Raw genomic sequence first — 17371 nt, 5'->3', positions numbered from 1 at the left:
GGCAACGGGCCCGGGCTGCGGGTCCCACCCGGCTCCGGTCATCGCTAACCCCCTTATATCGCTGAACTATACTGACTCAGTAGACATTAGCACACGAGGAGGCCCCCATGTCCCGTACGTCCACCACGAACGACCAGCAGGCCGACGACGCCCTCCGGGTGCGCCGCGAGCAGGTGGCGGCCCGGCACGCCTCGGGCGTCGCCGGGCTCTACCAGCGCCGCGACGACCTGGCCGGCATCGTGCCGATGGCCGACCTCGTCGAGGAGGCGGTGCGCTGGACCGCCTGACCCCCCGTCCCGACCCGGGTCCGCACATGACGACGCCCCCGCCGGCCACTGGCCGACGGGGGCGTCCCCCTCTCTCCCCCGAGGAGGTCAGGGCGTCGCGACGAGGTCCGAGGAGTCGCCCGTCACGACGACGTAGAAGGCCTTGCGGTTGGTCGCGTCGGTCACCTGTCCGTCGCTGAGCCGCGGGCTGACCACGAAGCTGGTCGCGGTACGGGCGACGAGGGGTGCGCAGTTGGTCGGAATGCCGGTGCTGCCCGGGAACGCGCAGCGGCTCACGGTGACCTCCCCGGAGAACTCCGGGTTCGCGTCCGGGTTCGCCGATCGGCCGTTGGTGATGCCGTCGGCGTTCTGGTCGACGGTGTTCTGCAGGGCCAGGGTGGCGAGGATGCCGTTGTCGGCGAGGTCCTCACCCGCGTCGATGTAGACGTTGCCCACGGCCCCGGCCGGCGTGGTGGGGTCGACGTCGTAGCGGGAGACGACGGTGAACCCGCCCGACTGCGCCACGATCGCGCCGGAGGTGTCGACCAGCGCCCAGCGCCCGACCCCGGCCGGGCCCCGTGCGCCGTCCTGGCCGTCCTGGCCGTCCTGGCCGTCGGCGCCGGCCGGACCCGTGGGCAGCTTCCGGAAGTCCTGGGCCTTGAGCGAGCCGTCGCGGATCACGCCGGAACCCAGGCTGTTCTGCTTGACGTCCTTGGCGGTGACGGTGCCGTCGACGATCTGGGCGCCGCTGACCTTCACCGCGGCGTACGACGTGCCGCCGAGCGCGACGACGAGCGCGGCGACGGAGACGACCAGGGACGGACTGGGCTTGCGCAGGCTGGGTGTTCTCATCGGGCGGACCTCTCGTCGCGGGTGGCACGCCGGTCGACGCGCTCACCCCCTGTTCGGAGCCCGGGCCCGACCGGATGGGTCCGATCTCCGGGGGTACCGATCGGGACCCCAGCTGAGGAGAGCGCGATGACCGCACCCGTGCCCGAGCCGGACGACCCGGGGATCGACGAGCCGCCGGTGGTCCCGGACGAACCGATCGTGACGCCCGACCCCGACCCCGAGGACCCCGAGGCCGCCCCTCCGGAGGAGCCTGCCGTCCCCGACCTGCAGCCGATGACGCAGCCGATGACCACCCCGCACTGAGCTCCCCTGTCGCCGACCCGGCGCTTGTCGTCGCCGGGGTGCGCCGACCCGGCGTCAGTTGACGACGGCTCGGCGTCCTGCGCGCTGGCCGCTACAACGAGATCACCACGCCGGCGATCGCGGCGTTCGCCAGGTTCGCGAGGCTGCCGGCGAGCAGGGCCCGCAGGCCGAGCCGGGCGACGGCGGCCCGGCGCTCCGGCAGCAGCGTGCCGAGGGTGCCGATCTGGATGGCGATGGAGGAGAAGTTGGCGAAGCCGGCGAGCGCGAAGGTCACCACGGCGACCGTCACCGTCGACAGCGAGTCGACCTCGGGCCCGAAGTTGCCGTAGGCGACGAACTCGTTGAGCACGGTCTTCTCGCCGATCCAGCCGCCGGCCTCGACCGCCTCCGGCCACGGGACGCCGAGCAGCCAGGCCAGCGGCGCCAGCGCCCACCCGAGCAGCTTCTCGAAGGTGAGCCCGTCGGCGCCGAACCAGCCGCCGACCGCCCCTAGGACGCCGTCGGCGAGCGCGATCAGGGCGACGAAGGCGATGAGGAGCGCACCGACGGTGACCGCGATCCGGCCGCCGGCCAGGGCGCCGCGGCCGATCGCGTCGATGGCGTTGGCCGACTCCTCGTCGCGCACCGACCGGACGTCGGGCTCGTCGGTGGCCGCATCGTCCGCGTCCGGGTCGACCTCCTCGCCCTCCCACGGCTCGTCGGGCGTGCTGTCGGGCCACATCAGCTTGGCCATCAGCAGCGAGGCCGGCGCGTTCATCACGGTCGCGGCGAGCAGGTACTCCAGCGGCGCCCCGAGAAGCGAGTAGCCCACCAGCGTCGAGCCGGCGGCCGCCGCGAAGCCGGCCGTCATCACCGTGAACAGCTGGCCGCGCCGCAGCCGCCGCAGGTACGGCGCGATCAGCAGCGGCGCCTCGCTCTGGCCGAGGAAGATCACCGTGCCGCCGTACGTCGACTCGACCCGGCTCACCCCGAGCAGCTTCGACAGCGCACCGCCCAGGCCCCACACCAGCCACTGCACGACCCGCAGGTAGTAGAGCAGCCCGATCAGCGCGCCGAGGAAGACGATGACCGGCAGCACCTGGAGGGCGAAGATCGTGCTGCCCTCCTCCCCCACGTCGAGCAGCGGGCCGAAGACGAACGCCGTCCCATCGGTGGTGTAGCCGATGAGCGACTCCACCCGGTCGGAGGTCCAGCGCAGCGCGGCCTCGCCCGGCCCCCACCGCAGCACCAGCGCCGCGAACGCGACCTGCAGCGCGAGCGCCACCCCGACCGTGCGCCACGAGACGCCCCGGCGGTGCCGCGACAGCGCGTACGCGACGAGCAGCAGCAGCGCCAGGCCGAGCAGACCGCGGAGCTCTCCCATGCGCCCCCGATGCCCCACCCCCGCCGCCACCAGACCCGGCGCCGGACCCGGTGCCGGGTTGCCGCACGGCGGATGCGGATACCTCTGGTGACCGCATCCCGAGGAGGAACCGTGACCGCACCCGTGCCCGAGCCCGGCGTCGGCGACCCCGACATCACCGCCGATCCCGAGAACGACCCCTACCCCGGCCCGGAGCCGGAGCAGCCGGTCACCCCCTGACCGGCGCCGCGGACGGCGTCAGCCCCTCGGCCACCACGTCCCAGTCGGTGCTGCCGGGCCAGGCCTCGAGCGCCCGCGCCGAGGCGTCGCGCACCAGCCCGGCCGGTCCCGCCGGGAGGCCCGCCTCGTGGCTCGCGGAGACGATGTGGTCGAGGAAGGCCAGGCACATGTCCAGGCGGGCCTCGCCGGTCTCGTACGTACGCCGCACGACGGCGTCGCTCAGCCCGGCCAACGACCCGCGGAGCGTCTCGACGATGCCGTCGGCGTAGGGCAGGAAGCGCGCCGCGGGGATGCCGTGGGCGGCCGCCAGCGCGGTGGCGTGGAGGTGGGCGTACATGCCGCTGAAGTAGATGTCGAGCATGGCCAGGTCGAGCGCCGGCGGCACCGCGTGGTCGGCGCCGGTGGCGTCGGCGTGGCCGCCGAGGGCCTCCTGCAACGGCCCGAGCACGGCCAGGTCGGCCGCGGCGCCGGCGTAGAGGACGACGCAGTCGGCCGAGCCGACCATCGGCGTGGGCACCATCACCGCGCCGGTCACGTAGCGCAGGCCGAGGTCGCCGGCCTGCGCGGCGGTCTCCACCGCCTCGGCCGGGCTGCCGGTCGAGACGTTGAGCACGACGCGACCCTCCCCCGTCGGCCCGGGGACCGCGGCCACCGCCGCCAGGAGCTCGCGAGCGGCGGGGTGGTCGCGCACGCAGACCACGACGACGTCGGCCCCGGCCACCGCCTCGGCCACCGTGGCCGCCACCTCGACCCGCCCGCCGTCGTCGCCCTCGAACCCGCGGGGGCTGCGGTTCCAGGCCCGGACCCGGTGCCCGGCCCGGGCCACGGCCTCGGCGATCGCGACTCCCATCGCGCCGAGGCCGAGCACGGCTATCGTGTGTGGTGACTGGGGATCAGGCTGTGCGCTCGACATGCCCACGATCCTGCGAGGCGCACCGCTCCCGGTCCAGTACGCACAAAGTTGTGCGTACCCCGCGACCCAGGAGGCAGCGTGGAGGCACCCGATCCCGAGTGCGGCGTCAACGTCGTCATGGACCTGATCGGCTCCAAGTGGAAGCCCACGATCCTGTGGCGCCTGGCCGAGGGCGACCACCGCTTCGCCCAGCTGCGCCGGGCCGTGGGCGGGGTGTCGGAGAAGGTGCTCACGGCCCAGCTCCGAGAGCTCGAGCGCGACGGCCTGGTGGCCCGCGAGGACCACGAGGGCTTCCCGCGCCGGGTCGACTACCGGCTCACCGACGACGGCCGCGAGCTCAACGACCTGCTCGACCCGGTGGCCGCCTGGGGCGACCGGCACGCCGGCCGGCTGGCCCGCTCGGCGCGACGCGCCTAGCGGGCGGGAGGGCCCGAGCCCTCCCGCCCACCGGCGGCGTGCCGTCCGGCTACTTCAGCTTCACCGTCCGCAGCGGCGAGGTGCTGGAGACGTAGCTGCCGGTGGCGGTGTAGGTCGCGCGGACCTTGAGCCGCTTGCCCTTGGCCTTCGCCTTGGTGCGCACCTTCAGCACGACCTTGCCGGAGGCGGGCAGCGTGACCGTGCGGGTGAGGGTGACCGCACCGGTCACCTTGATCCGCACCGTCCCGGTGGCCGGGACCCCGGGCACGGCGCCCGCGACGGTGACGGTGACCGTCACCTTCTTGCCGGCCCGGACCGACGGCGCCCTCACCGCGGTGGTGGTCGGCTTCGGGCTGACGGTGTAGGGCACCGCGACCGGTGCCGACTCCTCGGAGTCCGCTGAGCCGAGGTAGCGAACACCGACGGAGTACGTACCCGCCGCCAGCGCCGGCAGGGCGTACGACGACCGGCCCGCCTCGTCGAGCGGGAGGGTCACGGTCGTCGACCCGACGGTCAGGCGGACGTCACCGCCGCCCACCGCCCCGCCGACCACGACGTCGGCGGTGGCCGCCGGCGAGCCGAAGACGACCTTGGCGGTGCTCAGCGTGACCACGGCCGTCGGCGTGGCCTTGGCCAGCGCGAAGGCGACCGGTGCCGACTCCGACCCGGTCGTGACCGCCGTCTGGTCGAAGGCGGCCGTGAGCGAGTGGGCACCCGCCCCGAAGCCCGCCGGCACGGTCAGCGTGGCCACGCCCCCGGCGGTCGGCGCCGTGCCGAGCACGGTCGTGCCGTCGAGGAAGGTGACCGTGCCGCCGGTGTCGCCACCCGCGACGGTGGCGGTCAGCGTCACCGGTTCGCGCAGCGCCGGCGCCTCCGGCGCGATCGCCAGGGTCGTGGTGCTGACGTCACGCACCCCGAGGTCGCCGCGCGCGACCCGGCCGGTGGCCGCGGCCGTGGCGGTGACGGGCAGGGCGCCCCGGGCCGCGTCGGCCGGGACGTCCAGCGCCGCCGTGGCCGTGCCGGCGGCGTCGGCGACCGCGGTCACCGGAGCCAGGCCGGTCCCGGCGAAGGTGACGGCCTCGCCGGCACGGAAGCCGGCGGCCGACACCGGCGCCGTGGCGCCGGGTGCGGTGGTCGCGGGCACGCTGACCGCACCTCCGGCGCGCACGCCGGCCAGCTCCTCGCAGACCGGCCCCGGCGTGCCGAACGCCGGCAGCGGGGTCGGCGTCGACGGCGGGTTGCCGCTGGGCAGCAGGCCGTCGTCCTCGCGGATCCGCATGAAGACGATGGCCTCCTTGCCCTGCACCGCACCCGAGACGCTGATGACGCTCGCCTTGACGTTGGTGACGTTGCTCGTGCTGTCGGCCAGGTCGCCCTGCACCGCCGCGGTGACGACCTTGCAGGTCTCGCCGGGTGCGAACGTGACCTTCTCCATGGTGGCGCCGGCGCGGCTCGAGGTGGAGCCGAGCAGCGAGACCCACCCGGTCACCGGCGAGGTCGCGGGCTGGTCGAGCCAGACCGCGAGGTCGACGGTGCCGGGGGCTCGGCCCTCGTCGACGCCGGGGGCGTAGACGTTCACGACCGGCTCGGTGCGGTTGGCCGCGACGCCGATCGACGAGCTCTCGAACGCCAGGTCGGAGAGGTACGCCGCGCCGCTCGCGACCGCGTCGGCCCCGACCGCCGCGGTGAAGCGGACCTCGCGCAGGTCGCCGGTGTCGAGACCGTCGGCGGCCAGGGTGGCGATCGGCACGTTCACCTGCTGGAGCACGATCTTCTTCAGCGTGGTGGTCGCCGCGCTGCTCTCCGAGGTCGGCATCCGCACCAGCGCCACCGGGTTGAGCGCCGAGACCGGCGAGCTCCAGGTCTCGCCCTCGCCGTCGACCACGGTGAGCGTGAGGTCGGTGCCGGTGGCGACCGTCTCGTCGGCGGCGACCTTGACCGACAGCCGCTCGAAGTCGCTCGCGTCGCGCTTGCCGGCCGGCACGGAGACCCGGACCTCGCCGGTCGCGCTGGTCCACGTCATTCGGGTGACCGGGGTGGCCGGCACGTTGCCGCCGTTGGACGCGGGGGTCCAGTGCGGCACCTGGGCGCTGGCCAGCGTCGTGGTGCACGGCGCCAGGTCCTGCGGCGTCGTACGGGCGTTCATGCTCGCGCACGGGTTGGCGGTTGCGGTGCCGAAGGTGCGCACCAGCGACGAGGACCGCTCGAACGACGTGATGGTCGCCCGCGCGCTCGAGGGGGCGGTGGCGGTGGTGCGCACGTCCTCGCCGCCCAGTGCCGCCGGGACCGAGCCGGTGCCGTCGAACATCGGGAGGAACTGCTCCTCGCCACCGAGGGTCAGCCGGAACCACGCCGTCATGTACGACGTGCCCTGCGCGTACTGCTCGTCCGGCGTCATCCGGATCGAGGTCTCGGCCGTCGACGGTGCGGTGCCGCAGATCGGCTCGGTCGCCCGGGCCGACGTCGGGTTGGTACCGCTCCAGTCGTCGCTGACGCTGAAGGAGTACTTACCCGGCGTCCAGACGGTGTTGTAGAAGTTGTGGTTGGCCCCCATCACCCAGGTGCCGGAGCGCAGCGCGTCGTCACCGAAGGCGTAGCGCGAGTCGTCGAGCATGTGCTGGCCCTGCTGGTTCGAGACGTCGCCGTCGCAGTAGGGCAGGATCACGTTCATCGGCACGTTCGGCACGGTCATCCGGCCGAAGTCGACCGGCGCCAGGGGCAGGATCGACTCGATGTTCCACGGCTCGGCTAGCGCCTGGTTGAGGGTCGCCGCCGAGGTGACGCCCTCGCCGCCACGGGAGTGACCCATCATGCCGATCGTGGTCAGGTCGAAGCGGCCGACCAGGTCGGCCGGCGTGACGGTGTCGAGCTCCGGGGCCCCGCCCACGAACCCGGCGGACCGCACGGCGTACGACGCGGCGCCGTCGGTCAGCGCCTGGGCGAGCGAGACGTCGCGGTCGGTGAACGCGTCGTGGTAGCTGACCGGCTCACCCTTGCTCGCCCTGTCGAGCATGGTGAGCGTGTCGAGCAGCAGCTGCCCACGCGCCTGCGCGCCCTGGTCGGCGGCCAGCTCGTTGTCGTTGGAGTTGACCGCGTTGGCCGAGATCGAGACCACCGCGTAGCCGCGGCTGGCGAGCGCCCGGGCGGTGCCGTCGTAGCCGGCGTAGCTCGGGATCGACAGGCGGCCGGTGTTGTCGGGCGAGGTCGTGCAGGGCCAGCGGGCCGGGTTGGCGGGCGTGCCGTTGACGGCGGTGTAGCAGGAGGTGTGGCGACCGTGCAGGAGCAGCACGGTGGGCCGGGCACCGCCCGTGGTGGGCAGGTAGATCTTGCCCTCGAGCTCGCCGCGCACTCCGCCGATGGCGGCCAGCGGGATCGCCTGGTCGCCGAACTTGTAGATCGACTCGGTCCAGTCGAAGGTGCCCGGCGCGGCCGGGTCGACGTCGAGGGCGGGCGCCGCCGCGGTGACGTCCGGCACCGCCACCGCGCGCGACGGCGTGCCGGAGCCGCCCGGCGGCTGGCTGGCCCAGCCGGCGGAGGCCGACGACGCGTCGCCCACCGACGGGTCGGTGGTGAAGGTGGTGAGCGAGAGGCCGTCGGCAGACTGGGTGGCCAACCCCACGGTCTCGCCGTCGACCACCACGGTGGGCGCGTCGGAGCGGATGGGCAGCGGCTGGTCGAGGTCGACGGTGACCAGGTAGCCACCGGGGGCCCTGGTCACGGCCCAGTCGTCACCGGCGGCGACGACGCCGTCCGGGTCGGCCGCGACGGCGGGTGCCGGCAGCAGGGCGGTCAGCGGGGTGGCGAGCAGGGCGGCCGAGAGGCCGAGCCCTACCCGCCGTCGGGCGGAGAGGCGCACGATGAGGCTCCTGAGGAGTCCGGTCGTCCGCGGCCCGCGGCTGCACTGGCACGAGCCGAGAGCGAGACATGTGTGTCGAGCACCGGAAACGTATGGAGCGCACGTTGCGCGGTTGTGTCGCGCCGGGCACGGGGACGTCACCAAGCCGGCCGCCACGTGACGTTCTCGGTCACCATGGCCGGGCCCTCGACCCCCGGGACGCAGAGCGCCCCCGGACCTGGTGGACCGGGGGCGCTGACGTGGCAGGTGCAGGATTCGAACCTGCGTAGGCGTAAGCCGACGGATTTACAGTCCGCTCCCATTGGCCGCTCGGGCAACCTGCCGGGGTGCCGGGCACCGGGCCGTTTGGCACGGGCACAACGAGGCGAAACAATAGCGCAGCAGCAACCCCAGACGGAAAACGCCGGGCGGCCCCGCCGTCCCGGCCGCGAAGGAGCAGACATGGCCGACTCGTCGTTCGACATCGTGAGCAAGATCGACCGCCAGGAGGTCGACAACGCCCTCGGTCAGACGGCCCGCGAGATCGCGACCCGCTTCGACTTCAAGGGCACCGGCGCGACCATCGAGTGGCAGGGCGAGCAGGCGATCGAGATCTCCGCCTCCGCAGACGACCGGGCCAGCGCGGTGCTCGACGTGTTCAAGGGCAAGCTGGTCAAGCGCGACGTCAGCCTCAAGGTCCTCGACGCCTCCGAGCCGCGCCAGTCGGGGCAGCAGAGCAAGATCTCGATCGCGCTCAAGGAGGGCATCTCGTCCGAGGACGCCAAGAAGATCTCCAAGCTGATCCGCGACGAGGGCCCGAAGGGCGTCAAGGCGCAGATCCAGGGCGACGAGCTGCGGGTGTCGTCGAAGAAGCGTGACGACCTCCAGGCCGTCATCGCGCTGGTGAAGCAGCAGGACTACGACTTCGCCGTCCAGTTCACCAACTACCGATGAGCGCACCCGCGACCAACCCCTCCGCCAGTCCCTCCGCCAGCGGCTCGGTCGAGATCGGCGCGAGCGCCGACACCGCGTACGCGTTCGTCACCGACCTCGACCGGATGGCGACCGTGACGGCAGAGGCGGTGGCGATGCGCTGGACCTCCGGTACCGCCGCCACCCCGGGCGCGGTGTTCAAGGGCCGCAACCGCAACGGCTGGCGTCGCTGGTCGACCCGCTGCGAGGTGACCGACGCCGAGCCGGGCCGGACGTTCGCGTTCGAGGTGTCGTCGTTCGGCATCCCCGTCGCCCGCTGGCAGTACGACGTCGAGCCGCTCGGCGCCGACCGCTGCCGGGTCACCGAGTCGACGTGGGACCAGCGCCCCGCCTGGTTCAAGGGGCCGGCCGGGCTCGCCACCGGCGTGCCCGACCGCGACGCGGGCAACGCCGCCCACATCGACGAGACGCTGGCCCGGCTCAAGTCCGCGCTCGAGGCGTGAGCACCGCCCGGCCGCGCGCGGCCATTGACATCGACGCCCCGCTCGAGCGGGTGTGGGACGTCATGCTCGACACCGCGTCGTACGCCGAGTGGAACCCGTTCGTCGTCCGCGTCGAGACCCCCGCTCCCCCGGCCGTCGGCAACCCGATCGTGCTGCACGTGCGGTGGGCCAACGGCCGGGGCGCTCGTTCGCCCGAGCGGATCAGCGCCCTCGAGCCGCCGGCCGTCGTCGACGGCGTCACCACCGCTCGACTGTCCTACGCCTACGAGGGCCTGCCCGCGCGACTGCGCCTGGTGCGCGGCGTACGCCACCAGGTGCTGACGCAGTCCCCCGGCGGCCCCACCCGCTACGACACCGTCGAGGAGTTCACCGGCCCCCTCGTCCCCCTCGCCGGCCCCGCCCGCGTCGCCGACGGCTTCCGCCGCCACGCGGAGGGGCTGAAGGCGCGCGCCGAGGCCCTCGCCGCCACTGGTGGTTGAGGAGCGACGAACGCTGCCCCGCGCCGGTGGTTGAGGAAGGACGAAGTCCTATCTCGAAACCCGGTGAGACGGGAACCCTCCGACGTCTTCGTCTGACGGACATGCGCCGGGTTGCAGTCGCGAGACGATCAATGTGGTTGCTCGTCGTGGGTGGTTGCGGTGGGTCGTCGCGCGTCGTCGGCGGCCGTCGGGTCCGCTGGGGTCGACCGTCGCGGTTGCGGTCCGAAAGGGTCACATCGTTGGGCGACTCACGTTCTTCTGTGGAACTGGACCTTCCCGGTGGGCAGGTGGGTCGTCTCGTACGCCGGGTCGTGTGCTCTCTGGTGGTGGCTGGGGCACAGCAGGACACCGTCCTGGAGGTCGGTGTTGCCGCCGTCGGTCCAGCGGGTCTTGTGGTGGGCCTCGCAAGTGCTGGCGGGGCGGTCGCAGCCCTCGGAGCGGCAGGTCTTCTGGGTGAGGCCCATCGCGATGCGTTGCGGGGTGGTGAAGAGGCGGCGGCTGCGGCCGAGGTCGAGGACCTGGGACTGCCCGTCCAGCACGGCCGGGATGAGGCCGGCCTCGCAGGCGAGGCGGCGGGCGGCGCCGGGGCTGATCCGGGTGCCGGTGTCGAGCTCGCACGCCGCGAGCCGGCCTTCCAGCACCGCCAGGGGATGGTGACGACGACGGTGGCGTTGACGCCGCCGCGCTGAGGCAGCACGTCTGCTGGGTACTTGAGGATGTAGTCGCAGAACGCCTGGCCCAGCGACTGCGAGGTCACCTTCTCGTGGGTCAGGGCCGCGTGGGCGAAGAGCGCCTTCTTGAGCGCCTCGGCGTGCAGGGTCGGGATGACGAACCGACCGTGGGTCCTGCCTTCGCCGTCGTCGAGCATCGTGAGCCTGCACTTGGCTTCGGCCGCGCGCTCCTCGCGTTCGAGGGCCTTGGCCTCGGCGGCCTCACCGACCTCCGGGCAGACGATGTCGAGGATCCGGTTGCCGAAGACGATCAGGTCCTTGGCGTCGTGGTGCTGGGCTAGCTCGATCAGCTTGGCCTGGGCCTGGTCGCGGATTTGCGGGTCGATGTCGTCGGGGAGCTTGGTGATCGCGCGGGCGATGACCTCGGCCTGCTCCAGCAGCAGCTCACCACGCGCGAGGGCTTGGGCGACGGTAGGCATGGTGTCGAGCTGTTCTGCCAGCCGCATCGTCCGGGCGGTCTCGCGGCGGGTGGCGTGGGTCGCGACCGCCAGCCAGGCCGCGGTCGACGTGGCGCCGGAGGCGGCCTCGACCTTCTGGGTCTGGGCGTGCCTCGCGACGCGCAGCTCGAGTGCTGCGACCTGGCTCTTGAGCTTGGCGAGCTCGATCAGGGTCTCGGCTGCTTCGGGTGCCTGCATGCTCCACAGCGGCAGGTCGTGGACGTCGTCGAGCACGCCACGCGCCTCCCCGACGGCGCGCGTGACGCGGTGCCGGTAGCGAGTGGTGTGCGGCCTTCCCATGTGTCCTACTCAAGCACCGACCACCGACAGTCCCCGGCCTGTTTTCGCGTTGTCCACAACGGGATTCGGGGGTTGTGACCCGATCGTTATCTGGGCCACTGGTGGTTGAGGAAGTCGCGCTAGCGACTGTCTCGAAACCCACGTCGGCCGAACGCTCTCCGTCTCCCCGAATGCGCATCGGGGTATCGCCGACCCGGCGTCAACTAACGACGGCTCGGCGAAACTTGGGCCGCCCGCGGGTGGTTGCGGGAGGGCGTCGTCTCGCCGGGTTTCGAGACAGGCGTTGCACGCCTTCCTCAACCAGCGGTGGGACAAGCGCCCGCGCATGCTGGCGGCGCGAGCTTGCGAGTGCCGGCAGTGCGCCGTACGGCAGGCCGACCGAGGCTCGCAGTCAAGGACGCCGAAGGCGCCGCAGGGAATCCTTGACGGCGAGCGTCGGCCTGCTAGGCGCGCGGGCAACCCGAGTCAGCACCGGGGTGGCCCGAACCCTGGTCCAGGGAGGGCGTTCGTCTCACCGGGTAACGAGTGAAGGACTTCGTCCTTCCTCAACCAGCCAGTGCCGGTGGTTGAGGAAGTCGCGCTAGCGACTGTCTCAAAACCCCGCCGCCGGCCGAACGTCCTCCGTCCCCTACGGATGCGGGCGCAGGTGGTTGCGGGAGGGCGTTCGTCTCACCGGGTCTCGAGGCTCGTCGCTGGCGCTCCTCGCACCTCAACCAGCGAAGCCCGCCCCCAGCACCCCCAGCCCCAGCCGCACCGACCGGTGCGTCAGGGCGCGGGCGAGGGTGGTGTCGCCACGGGTGAGGCGGACGAACTGGCGCCAGCCGACGGGGGTGCGGCCGATGAGGGCGTGGAAGGCGGCGGGACGGCGCTCGAAGGCGCGCAGGCAGGTCTCGCCGGCGGCCATCTCCTCCACCAGGTCGGCGACCCCGGCGGCGTACCGCTGCTGGAGGCCGGTGGCGCCGGCCGCGGCGGCGGTGCCGGCGGCGATCCCCGACCGGACGGCGAACGAGATGCCCTCGCGGGTCCACGGCTCCAGCAGGCCGGCCGCGTCGCCGGCGAGGACGACGCGGCCGCGACCGAGCGGGGAGCCGGGGGCGCGGCACCGCGTGAGGTGGCCGGAGTCGTGGAGGACCCGCAGCCCGTCGAGGCCCTGCTGGTCGACGAGGTCGGCGAGGTAGCGGCGGGTCTCGGCCGGCCGGCCCTTCGCGGTGATCACACCGACCGTCAGCGAGTCGCCCTTGGGGAAGACCCAGCCGTACGACCCGGGCAGCGGCCCCCAGTCGAGGTGGATGCGGTCGGCCCACGCCTCGGTGAGCGGACCGGCGTCGAGCTCCAGCTCCAGGCCCAGGTCCACGCGGGAGAGCCGGACGCCGACCGCGCGGGCCAGCCGGCTCGACGTGCCGTCGGCGGCGACCACCGTCCGCGCGTGCAGGACGCCGTCGTCGGTGGTGACGACGGCGTGCTCGGGTCCGTCGTCGACGCCGGTGACCTGGCAGCCGGTGCGCAGCTCGGCGCCGGCCGCCACCGCCTCGCGGGCCAGCCAGTGGTCGAGCTCGGTGCGGGCAGCGGTGAACAGCAGCGGTTCGGGTTCCGAGCGCTCCACCGCCCGGCCGCCCCGCAGGGTGAACGACGCCCGGGTGACCGTCGCCCGCACCGGCGGGGCCCCCGGCAACGCACCGAGGGTCGGCCCGATCAGGCCGCCACCGCAGGTCTTGTAACGCGGCAGCCCGGCCCGCTCGAGGAGCACGACGCTCGCCCCCGCCCGGGCCGCCGCCGCGGCCGCCGAGCCACCGGCCGGCCCGCCGCCCACCACGGCGACGTCGTAGGAGTCGACCATCAGGCGCGGCCCACCCGGGACGCCGAGGGGTGCGCGAACGCCATGGCCAGCACCTTAGTGCGGCGTGCCCGTGGCCCGTCCCGCGGCGGCTGCGGCGACCACCGCGGGACGGACCGGATCGAGGGCCCGGAACGGCGTCAGGCCGGGACGGCGTCCCGGGCCGCGGCCATGGTGGTGGCGCCCGCGGCCGGGGTGAGCCAGACCCGGGTGCCCTCGGCGAGCTCGAGCTGGCGGGCGTGGGTGCGGGTCATCACCACGGTGACGTCGGGGGCGTCGCCCTCGGTGGCCACCGAGATCCGCACCTCGAAGCCGATCCGCAGCATCCGCCGCACCGTCCCGGTGACCGCGCCGGGCACCCCGGGAGCCACCGCCACCTCGACGTCGTGGGGGCGCACCCGTACGTCGCCGACGGTGGTGACCTCGCCCAGGAAGCCCATCACGAAGTCGTTCGCCGGCTGGTCGTAGAGCTGGTCGGGGGTGCCGACCTGCTCGACCCGGCCCTCGTTGATCACCACGATCTCGTCGGCGACCTCGAGGGCCTCCTCCTGGTCGTGGGTCACGAAGACCGTGGTGACGTGCACCTCGTCGTGCAGGCGCCGCAGCCAGTCGCGCAGTTCCTTGCGGACCTTGGCGTCGAGCGCGCCGAACGGCTCGTCGAGCAGCAGCACGGTCGGCTCGATCGCGAGCGCGCGGGCGAGCGCCATCCGCTGCCGCTGGCCGCCGGAGAGCTGCGAGGGCAGCCGGTCGGCGAACTGGCTCAGGTGGACGAGCGCGAGCAGCTCCTCGACCTTGGCCTTCACGTCGGCCTTGGATCGCTTGCGGATCTCGAGACCGAAGGCGACGTTGCGGGCCACCGAGAGGTGCTTGAACGCCGCGTAGTGCTGGAACACGAAGCCCACGTTGCGCTTCTGCACCGGCAGCCGGGTGGCGTCGTTGCCCTCGATGACCACCGAGCCGCCGTCGGGAGTCTCGAGGCCGGCGATGATCCGCAGCAGCGTGGTCTTGCCGCCGCCGCTCGGGCCGAGCAGGGCGGTGAGCTGCCCGGTGGGCAGCGTCAGGTTGATGTTGTCGAGGGCGACGAAGTCGCCGTAGCGCTTCGAGACGCCGGAGACGTCGATGCTCATGTCGGTGGGACCTTTCAGCGACGGGCTTCGCGCGAGCGCAGCACGAAGACCACGAGGATGGCGAGGACGGAGACGCTGGCGAGGAGGAAGGCGATCGCGTAAGCACCCTCCTGGTCGAAGTTGAGGTACTTCTCCTCGACGGCGAGGGTGGCCGTGCGGGTCTCGCCGAGGATGTTCCCCGAGACGACCTTGACGGCGCCGAACTCGCCGAGCGACCGGGCCAGGGTGAGCACCACGCCGTAGATCACGGCCCACTTGATGCTCGGCAGGGTGATCCGCCAGAACGTCTGCCAGCCGCTGGCCCCGAGGCTCTGGGCGGCCTGCTCCTGCTCGGTGCCGAGCTCCTGGAGCACCGGCACGACCTCGCGGATCACCAGCGGCAGCGAGACGAACGCCGTCGCCATGATGATCCCGGGCGTGGAGAAGATGACCTGGAAGCCGCTCTCCTCCAGCGACGGGCCGAACCAGCCGTTGCGACCGCCGTAGACCAGCACCAGGGCGAGGCCCACCACGATCGGCGAGACCGACAGCGGGAGGTCGAGCAGGGCGCTCAGCGCGCGCTTGCCGGGGAACTGGTTGCGCACCAGCAGCAGCGAGACGCTCACGCCGAAGACGGTGTTGATCGCGGTCGCGACCACCGCGGCGACGGCGGTCAGCCGCAGCGCCGCCTGCATGTCGGGGTCCTCGAGGATCGTGCGCAGCGCCTCGTCGCCGTGCTCGAAGGTGTTGGTGACCACCAGGGCCACCGGCCACGCGACGAGCAGCGCGAGGTAGGCGACGACCAGCGCGCGCAGCACGTACGTCGTGGGGCCCTTCGGGTAGCGGTGCCGCTCAGCCACGACTCGCCACCCTCCGCTGGATCACGTCGAGGACGACGATCACGAGGAGCGAGATCAGCAGCAGCAGCGTGGCGATCGCCGCTGCGGTCGCGCGGTTGTCGTTCTCGATCGCGCTGAGGATCCGCACCGAGGTCACCTCGGAGGTGAACGGCAGGTTCCCCGAGAGCAGCACCAGCGAGCCGTACTCGCCCATGGCACGGGCGAACGACAGTGCGGCGCCCGCGGCGATCGCCGGGGTCAGCGCCGGCAGGATGATCCGCCGGAACGTCGTGAAACGGCTGGCGCCGAGCGAGGCGGCCGCCTCCTCGATCTCCTGGTCGAGCTCCTCCAGCACCGGCTGCACCGTGCGGACGACGAACGGGAGCGTCACGAACAGGAAGGCCAGGTAGACCGACCAACCGGAGTTGACGAGGTTGAGGCCCAGCGGGCTGTCGTTGCCGTAGAGCGAGGCCAGCACCAGGCCGGCCACGATCGTCGGCAGGGCGAACGGGATGTCGATGACCAGCTCCAGCATGCCCTTGCCCGGGAACCGGTCACGCACCAGCACCCAGGCGATCACGGTCCCGATGACGACGTTCACCGCGGTGACGCCGAACGCCGCGGTGACGGTCAGCCGGATGGCCGCCGCGGTCTGGTCGTTGGACACGGCCCGCCAGAACCCGCCCCACCCACCCGCCGCTGCCGTGGTGACGACAGCGGCGAGCGGGATGAGGACGAGCAGGCTGAACCAGGTCATGGTCACGCCCAGCCCGATCCCGGAGGTCCGGGTCAGGTCGTGGGTCGGGGTGCGCCGGGTCGGAGCCGGACGCACCTCCTCGATCTGCACGCTCATGGCACCCTTGCGTGTTTCTCTTCTCGTCCGGGGACCTACTCGGAGGCCTTGCCGGACTTGGCGATGGCCTCGGTCACGATGCCCAGCGCCTGGCCGTCCTCGCCGGTGCCGAACAGCTTGTCCGCGACGCCGCTCCAGTCGCCGCCGCCGAAGTTGCCGTCGAGGGTGAGCAGGTTGGTGACCGCCGGGAACGGGTCCTCCGGGTCGGGCGCGCCCTCGACGTCGGTCGGCTCGATGCCGACGGCCGCGAAGTCGACGACACCGGGGTTGGCGGGGTTGACCGGACGGAAACCGGTGAGGGCGAACTGCTTCTGCCCCTCCTTGCTCTTCACGAACTCCAACCAGTCCTCGGCCACCGGCACGGCGTCCTTGAGGACGGCTCCCGGGTTCTCGATGAGCATCGTCGTCTCGGGGATGACGTACTCGAAGCCCTCGCCGTTCTGGGCGGCCAGGATCGCCTCGTTCTCGTAGGCGAGCAGCACGTCGCCGTTGCCCTGCAGGAAGCTGGTGGTCGCGTCGCGGCCGGAGTTGGTCAGCGAGACGACGTTCGCGAACAGCTTGTCGACGAACTCGGTGGCCTCGGCCTCGGAGCCGCCGTTCTCGGTGATGTGGCCCCAGGCACCCAGCGCGTTCCAGCGGGCCGCACCCGACGAGGCCGGGTTGGCGGTGACGATGCCGACGCCGGGCTTGACCAGGTCGTCCCAGCCCTGGATGTTCTTCGGGTTGCCCTCGCGGACCCCCAGCACCACGATCGAGGTCGAGACGATGCCCTTGTTCTCGTCCTGGTTCCACGAGGCGTCGACCAGCCCGGCGTCGACCAGCCGGGCGACGTCGGTGGCGACGGAGAAGTGCACGTAGTCGGCGGCGAGGCCGTCGGCCACCGCCCGGCTCTGGTCGCCCGAGGCGCCGTACGACGTCTTGAACTTCACGCCGTCGCCGGCGTCGGTCTTCTCGAACTCCTCGGCGATGGCCTTGTTCGCCGCCTCCGGGACCGCGAAGCCCACGAGCCGGATGGTCTTGTCGTCGTCCGAAGCGCTGTCGCCGCCGCTACCGCATGCGGTCAAGGCCAGCACCCCGGCGAGTCCCGCTACCGCAGCCTTGATCCTGATGTTCATCTCCACTCTTTCCGCCCACCCGAGCGGGGCTTGTCTCGTTAATGTCAGGCAGACTACTCGACTTAGTGGATTC

The 17371-nt window shown here is 72.7% G+C and carries 16 protein-coding genes, 1 tRNA gene and 1 pseudogene; 6 read left to right on the top strand and 12 right to left on the bottom strand.

What is annotated here, in order from left to right:
- The first annotated feature begins 107 nt into the window (after positions 1-107).
- The gene (locus JT721_RS12135) at positions 108-287 is read left to right on the top strand and encodes a hypothetical protein (protein WP_205473399.1); all 180 of its coding nucleotides are present in this window, start codon (positions 108-110) and stop codon (positions 285-287) included.
- Between the two features lie 87 nt (positions 288-374).
- Here JT721_RS12135 and JT721_RS12130 read toward each other — a convergent pair whose 3' ends face one another.
- Positions 375-1118 (bottom strand): hypothetical protein, encoded by a 744-nt coding sequence (locus JT721_RS12130; RefSeq protein WP_205473398.1) that lies wholly within the window; start codon positions 1116-1118, stop codon positions 375-377.
- 126 nt (positions 1119-1244) lie between these two features.
- On the opposite strand from JT721_RS12130, the gene JT721_RS12125 reads away from it, so the two are divergent.
- Positions 1245-1421, top strand: coding sequence for a hypothetical protein (locus JT721_RS12125; RefSeq protein WP_205473397.1), 177 nt, complete (start codon positions 1245-1247; stop codon positions 1419-1421).
- Positions 1422-1512: 91 nt separating this feature from the next.
- On the opposite strand, the gene JT721_RS12120 is transcribed toward JT721_RS12125, so the two are convergent.
- Both JT721_RS12120 and JT721_RS12115 read right to left on the bottom strand, forming a co-directional pair.
- Positions 1513-2784 carry a NupC/NupG family nucleoside CNT transporter gene (locus tag JT721_RS12120; protein WP_205473396.1) on the bottom strand — a complete coding sequence of 424 codons (1272 nt, stop codon included), beginning with the start codon at positions 2782-2784 and terminating at the stop codon, positions 1513-1515.
- Positions 2785-2992: 208 nt separating this feature from the next.
- Positions 2993-3916, bottom strand: a complete 924-nt coding sequence (locus JT721_RS12115; protein WP_205473395.1) for an NAD(P)-binding domain-containing protein — start codon at positions 3914-3916, stop codon at positions 2993-2995.
- A gap of 78 nt (positions 3917-3994) precedes the next feature.
- Between JT721_RS12115 and JT721_RS12110 the strand changes: the two genes are divergently transcribed.
- Positions 3995-4333 carry a helix-turn-helix domain-containing protein gene (locus JT721_RS12110; RefSeq protein ID WP_307828017.1) on the top strand — a complete coding sequence of 113 codons (339 nt, stop codon included), beginning with the start codon at positions 3995-3997 and terminating at the stop codon, positions 4331-4333.
- 49 nt (positions 4334-4382) lie between these two features.
- On the opposite strand, the gene JT721_RS21760 is transcribed toward JT721_RS12110, so the two are convergent.
- Together JT721_RS21760 and JT721_RS12100 are read right to left on the bottom strand one after the other, a co-directional pair.
- The gene (locus JT721_RS21760; protein WP_205473394.1) at positions 4383-8189 is read right to left on the bottom strand and encodes an Ig-like domain repeat protein; all 3807 of its coding nucleotides are present in this window, start codon (positions 8187-8189) and stop codon (positions 4383-4385) included.
- Between the two features lie 240 nt (positions 8190-8429).
- Positions 8430-8512 (bottom strand) — tRNA-Tyr (locus JT721_RS12100).
- A gap of 118 nt (positions 8513-8630) precedes the next feature.
- Between JT721_RS12100 and JT721_RS12095 the strand changes: the two genes are divergently transcribed.
- From JT721_RS12095 to JT721_RS12085, 3 genes are read left to right on the top strand one after another with little or no spacing between them, the layout of a single operon-like run.
- Positions 8631-9122, top strand: a complete 492-nt coding sequence (locus tag JT721_RS12095; RefSeq protein ID WP_205473393.1) for a YajQ family cyclic di-GMP-binding protein — start codon at positions 8631-8633, stop codon at positions 9120-9122.
- Positions 9119-9604, top strand: coding sequence for an SRPBCC family protein (locus JT721_RS12090; protein WP_205473392.1), 486 nt, complete (start codon positions 9119-9121; stop codon positions 9602-9604). Before JT721_RS12095 ends, JT721_RS12090 begins: the two co-directional genes overlap by 4 nt.
- Positions 9601-10083, top strand: a complete 483-nt coding sequence (locus JT721_RS12085) for an SRPBCC domain-containing protein (protein WP_205473391.1) — start codon at positions 9601-9603, stop codon at positions 10081-10083. Before JT721_RS12090 ends, JT721_RS12085 begins: the two co-directional genes overlap by 4 nt.
- Positions 10084-10331: 248 nt before the next feature.
- Here JT721_RS12085 and JT721_RS20930 read toward each other — a convergent pair whose 3' ends face one another.
- The 7 genes and pseudogenes from JT721_RS20930 to JT721_RS12055 form a co-directional block, all read right to left on the bottom strand.
- Positions 10332-10724, bottom strand: a complete 393-nt coding sequence (locus JT721_RS20930) for an HNH endonuclease signature motif containing protein (protein WP_240340617.1) — start codon at positions 10722-10724, stop codon at positions 10332-10334.
- 35 nt (positions 10725-10759) lie between these two features.
- A pseudogene (locus tag JT721_RS21915) lies at positions 10760-11449 on the bottom strand (DUF222 domain-containing protein); the annotation flags it as partial.
- A gap of 811 nt (positions 11450-12260) precedes the next feature.
- Entirely contained in the window at positions 12261-13388 is a 1128-nt protein-coding gene (locus JT721_RS12075) for a geranylgeranyl reductase family protein (RefSeq protein ID WP_205473389.1), read from the bottom strand.
- 137 nt (positions 13389-13525) lie between these two features.
- The gene (locus tag JT721_RS12070; protein ID WP_205473388.1) at positions 13526-14512 is read right to left on the bottom strand and encodes a sulfate/molybdate ABC transporter ATP-binding protein; all 987 of its coding nucleotides are present in this window, start codon (positions 14510-14512) and stop codon (positions 13526-13528) included.
- Between the two features lie 14 nt (positions 14513-14526).
- Positions 14527-15351 (bottom strand): sulfate ABC transporter permease, encoded by an 825-nt coding sequence (locus JT721_RS12065; protein ID WP_205473387.1) that lies wholly within the window; start codon positions 15349-15351, stop codon positions 14527-14529.
- Positions 15344-16183, bottom strand: coding sequence for a sulfate ABC transporter permease subunit CysT (cysT, locus tag JT721_RS12060; RefSeq protein ID WP_205473386.1), 840 nt, complete (start codon positions 16181-16183; stop codon positions 15344-15346). Before cysT ends, JT721_RS12065 begins: the two co-directional genes overlap by 8 nt.
- 35 nt (positions 16184-16218) lie before the next feature.
- On the bottom strand, positions 16219-17298 hold the full coding sequence (locus JT721_RS12055; protein ID WP_205473385.1) for a sulfate ABC transporter substrate-binding protein: 1080 nt from the start codon (positions 17296-17298) through the stop codon (positions 16219-16221).
- Positions 17299-17371: the final 73 nt, after the last annotated feature.

Origin of the sequence: Nocardioides sp. SYSU D00038 (genome assembly GCF_016924665.1) — a bacterium.
Lineage (GTDB): Bacteria > Actinomycetota > Actinomycetes > Propionibacteriales > Nocardioidaceae > Nocardioides.
This window is presented reverse-complemented; position numbering and strand designations above follow the sequence as displayed.

Excerpts from the sequence above, each read along its gene's own strand:
- JT721_RS12135 (WP_205473399.1), top strand. The coding sequence starts at position 108 with ATGTCCCGTACGTCCACCACGAACGACCAGCAGGCCGACGACGCCCTC.
- JT721_RS12130 (WP_205473398.1), bottom strand. The coding sequence starts at position 1,118 with ATGAGAACACCCAGCCTGCGCAAGCCCAGTCCGTCCCTGGTCGTCTCC.
- JT721_RS12125 (WP_205473397.1), top strand. The coding sequence starts at position 1,245 with ATGACCGCACCCGTGCCCGAGCCGGACGACCCGGGGATCGACGAGCCG.
- JT721_RS12120 (WP_205473396.1), bottom strand. The coding sequence starts at position 2,784 with ATGGGAGAGCTCCGCGGTCTGCTCGGCCTGGCGCTGCTGCTGCTCGTC.
- JT721_RS12115 (WP_205473395.1), bottom strand. The coding sequence starts at position 3,916 with ATGTCGAGCGCACAGCCTGATCCCCAGTCACCACACACGATAGCCGTG.
- JT721_RS12095 (WP_205473393.1), top strand. The coding sequence starts at position 8,631 with ATGGCCGACTCGTCGTTCGACATCGTGAGCAAGATCGACCGCCAGGAG.
- JT721_RS12090 (WP_205473392.1), top strand. The coding sequence starts at position 9,119 with ATGAGCGCACCCGCGACCAACCCCTCCGCCAGTCCCTCCGCCAGCGGC.
- JT721_RS12075 (WP_205473389.1), bottom strand. The coding sequence starts at position 13,388 with ATGGTCGACTCCTACGACGTCGCCGTGGTGGGCGGCGGGCCGGCCGGT.
- JT721_RS12070 (WP_205473388.1), bottom strand. The coding sequence starts at position 14,512 with ATGAGCATCGACGTCTCCGGCGTCTCGAAGCGCTACGGCGACTTCGTC.
- cysT (WP_205473386.1), bottom strand. The coding sequence starts at position 16,183 with ATGAGCGTGCAGATCGAGGAGGTGCGTCCGGCTCCGACCCGGCGCACC.
- JT721_RS12055 (WP_205473385.1), bottom strand. The coding sequence starts at position 17,298 with ATGAACATCAGGATCAAGGCTGCGGTAGCGGGACTCGCCGGGGTGCTG.